The sequence below is a fragment of the Corynebacterium sp. HMSC28B08 genome (assembly GCF_001806865.1).
GTDB classification, from domain to species: domain Bacteria; phylum Actinomycetota; class Actinomycetes; order Mycobacteriales; family Mycobacteriaceae; genus Corynebacterium; species Corynebacterium auriscanis.
Genome location: NZ_KV786155.1, coordinates 1 through 3,802 on the forward strand (window position 1 = coordinate 1; position 3,802 = coordinate 3,802).

The window sequence follows — 3,802 nt, forward strand, 5'->3', positions numbered from 1 at the left end:
AGGCTCTCCCGAACCCCCTAGTGCCCGAATTCCCACGCCCACCCAAGTACCAGGGTTCCCGCGCCGCACAACAAATGTGCAGCAGAAGTCCAACAAAAACGCGTGATTTTGTCAGAGTTCTGCTGCACATTGTGCGAAGCAGTACGTGGGCGGCGGACACTCCGCCCCGCACGTCGTTCGTTATCCGGACAGCCGCTCGGCAAACCCCCGCCACGTGCGAAAAGCAGAACGGGACGTCACCTACACGACCGATACTGTGCATCACATTCTGCTCCTCCAACACCCCAAACAGACAGACAACACCAAAGGCCCAACAAACCCGCGACGAACGAAAAGCAGAACAGGAATCTCAACAAGGACCGAGGCGCAAGAAGGGTGGCCGGGATACCGCGAGACGCGAGGATGAGGGAATGAATGCGCATACAAATCCCGTATCGCGGCCCCACGGGGGGTTAGCCCGCTGAAAACAGAGCACAATACCGACCGGAACCTGTATGTAATCCCCCACTACCCAGATGGTGAAAAGTTAGTCGTAACACGACGGGCGATAGAGAAGCATGAGAAGCTAAAAAGGGATCCGAGAGCGTGTACCCGCTTGGGAGCTTTCAACCCGACTTGGATACAAAATGGCGGAACACTCGCGCTCGCGGCGTGAGTGGTTCAAATGAAGCATCTCTAGTTCAGACGTTTGCTTGCTGTGTGAAATGTGGTCATACCTGCCAGTTGATCGCGCCCGTTAATCGAGGAGTGTGCATTTCCGGTGACCAAGTGATCTCCACTCAGTTCTGCTGAGACGTCACCGAAGTTTCTACTACATCCCGGGGATCACCATGCCCGCAATTACCCTCGACGATGTTTCTTTTTCCTACGGCTCCCACCTCATCCTCGACCGGGTGAGCCTGCACTGGTGTGGGCTGGGTTTTCGGATCAGATGATTTGAGTGATTGCTATTGGATCGCCCGTTGGGGCTGGAACAATGGTGGTCATGAGGAAGTTTTCGAAGCACACTCCCGAGCAGATCGTGATCAAGCTCAACAACGCCGACAAGCTCAAAGCATAAAAACGGGCGGGCAGATTGCCTGCGAGCTGCAGGTCAGCAACTCCACGCTCGCGCGTTGGCGGCGAACCTAGGGGCAGATGACACGTTTCGAGGTCCGGAAGCTAGACAAGCTCCGTGATGACAACCAGCAGCTCAAAGCACTGCTCGGGCAGGCAGAGCTAGAACAGGCCGCGCTACGGGAGCTGGCTGAAGGGAAAACTCTCAGCCCGGCCCGTCGACATGAAGCGGTTGACTACCTGATATCTCAAGGGTATGTCCAGCGTCTGTCGTGCCGTGTGGTCGGGCTGTCACGGTCGGCATACAACTAGGCCACCAGCAGACGACGACAAGATGCCAGCGCCGATAAAGTATGCCGGTATCCGCACCTGGATGGTTGATGTTGCCGATCATCAACCGCAGGTGGGGGTGCCGTCGGGCATGGCACGTGGCCTGCGGGACTGGGCCAAGTGAGCATGAAGCGATCATGGCGTTTATCCCGCCGGGTCAACCATGGCATAACGGGGTTGTCGAGTCATTGCATAACCGGATGCGCGACGAACTACGTGAGGATAATCTTATTGAGGACCTCACCCGCGCCAGGGTCATGGTTGACTGGTGATCACGCCGGTACAATACTGAACATCCGCACTCGGCGTTGGGCTATCTCAGCCCGGGCAGGTATGCGGAGAATTGGAAGAAAGAACAGCAGGCAGTCGCTTAAACCTACTGGCCCTAATTCTCAGACCACCCAGCATGGGTATCAAACCACGGGTGATAGCGATCAAGAATTTGGTGCATAGCCGGTGTTGAGGTGTTCAAGCTGAATATATGCAGGCAGGAAACCAGTAACGGGATGGTACCCAGCCGCCGTGACCCACGCTAAAACGTTGGTTATTTGGTTAGCATCGATAACCTTGCACGTGACATGTGGACCGATAGAGTTTTCAGCAAAAACCGCATTCACTGCGAGGGACAATTCCTGATTGGCGGCCACTCTGTCTGCGTATTCAGACTCGAACGCGACCGCCACCCTAATCAGATGCCTCCCACTGGCAGAGGTTTTTCTAGCATGAGCGACCCCGACCCATGACAGGCCTTTAGTGCAACAGTGGCGCAGAGCTCGGCGAACAGCGACGAGCGCGAGTGCCTGATCTGTGGCAGCTATTGATCGTGCCCCTAACGCACGGGGCCATAAGACGGGGAGTTCCAGCAACGTGGCCTGTGGGGGTGCAGCGTTGGGAGAGGAGGTGCTGGCGCCGGCCTCTTTCGGCGGATCGAACCACAGTAACTCAATCGGGAAGTCCGTAAACGAATCGATGCCCAGGTCACCGAGAACATCACACACGTCATGTGCCACAGTGCCGAGTGGCGCCTGCCCATCGACCTCAACTGTCAACAGTGGTTGATGAATGGAACCTTCCACAGCGGAGATGCTATTGGCACGCACGCTAAGCACGGAACACACTGAACTTGCGGTGCTGCCGGACTCGAGACCCCAAGTGCTGAGAGATTCCCAGATCAGCGCCGGTGTTACAGCTGCGGCGAGACAATCAGGATCAGCCATCGCCTTTTCCTGTTGTAACTTAGAAACAAATTCCGAGGATGCGAGATAGCCGCCGCGGTGAATTGTACGATCGACGATGCTTGTTCCCGGGATGAAGCTGCGTACCCGGATGATGCCGCTATCTGGGAGCCGACGAATACTTAGCGAAGTCCGTTGGGGAGGTTCTCTCAGTGCGTCATCGGCTGTGCGGTCGGCGCTGTCACCCAACACCTGCGTTAAGGATTGGACAGGGAGTAGATCAGTGCTGAGCGGGATCCGGTACAGAATGATTGGCGTTTCTTCAGCATCCGGTTCATGGACGGTGCTAGGGAACGCCTGGTGGAAAATGAAGTTGTGGAATACCGACCCACAATGAACGCCACTTCCACATGCGCTAGCGAAGGCCTGCGCCCGGTCAACGATGTGCCTCAACACAGATTCTGTGAAAAGAGGATCATCTTCCTGAACGTGCAGGGTGATCACCGGAGCGGTGGTTGCAGAGTCATCATTCGCTTTAAACGCCACGCTATAGGCGAGGCGGCCACAACCGAGAACTTCCTGGGTGTTTAGAGAATCCGAACGAAGATTCTTTACATACTTCCGAGTAAGCTCCCGTACGACCGCGCCCGTGAAGTATTCACGAACAGCAAGAGCTAGCAGACCTAATGACTCGGCCATATTCCAGGCAGGAATATGTTCTGAAAGAGCCGATCCTATTGCGGAGTTGCTGAGGCGCTGAGCTGCAGCTAATGCTGCCTTGGGACTGTAGTCGGGGCGGTGATCAGCAGCAGACGTTTGCCTGAAGGTGTAGTTTTTGCTCTCGCACGCGCTATCGCTGACATCCAGGATGGCGAAGTCATGGTCGATGAGCTCATAATGCGTTAAACAGAGCTGCTGGTGGTACATATAATCCAGCACAGATTCATCATTAGGAGCTCCGGCTAGCAACCACTGGATATGTGTGTACTCACGCTCAATGTCCTCGAATGTTGTGGCGCGTCCCCCGGAGCTCTGGATCAAGATTCTTCCGGGAGAATCCCCCGGAAGAACAGCCAACGCCTGGCAGTTTCGTGGGATGGCTAAACCACTGGTCCACGCTGCAATTCCAATCCAGCGTACATAGTTAATGGACATGGTCATTTCGCCAGTTTAACCTTTTGGTTTGCAGTGGAGTGTTTTAATACTCTTGAAGTGCCCCAGGTTTTGTTCCGTTTGAGTAG

General features: G+C 55.3%; 3 protein-coding genes. 2 read left to right on the forward strand and 1 reads right to left on the reverse strand.

Annotated elements, in window-relative coordinates; genetic code table 11:
- Positions 1–1,137: 1,137 nt before the first annotated feature.
- Both HMPREF3098_RS02050 and HMPREF3098_RS12030 read left to right on the forward strand, forming a co-directional pair.
- On the forward strand, positions 1,138–1,368 hold the full coding sequence (locus HMPREF3098_RS02050) for a hypothetical protein (RefSeq protein WP_070433800.1): 231 nt from the start codon (positions 1,138–1,140) through the stop codon (positions 1,366–1,368).
- Positions 1,369–1,523: 155 nt separating this feature from the next.
- Positions 1,524–1,658, forward strand: coding sequence for an integrase core domain-containing protein (locus tag HMPREF3098_RS12030; protein ID WP_070433802.1), 135 nt, complete (start codon positions 1,524–1,526; stop codon positions 1,656–1,658).
- A 162-nt stretch (positions 1,659–1,820) separates the two neighbouring features.
- Here the strand turns inward: HMPREF3098_RS12030 and HMPREF3098_RS02060 are convergent, their stop codons facing one another.
- The gene (locus HMPREF3098_RS02060) at positions 1,821–3,722 is read right to left on the reverse strand and encodes a hypothetical protein (protein ID WP_070433801.1); all 1,902 of its coding nucleotides are present in this window, start codon (positions 3,720–3,722) and stop codon (positions 1,821–1,823) included.
- Between the last annotated feature and the right edge of the window lie 80 nt (positions 3,723–3,802).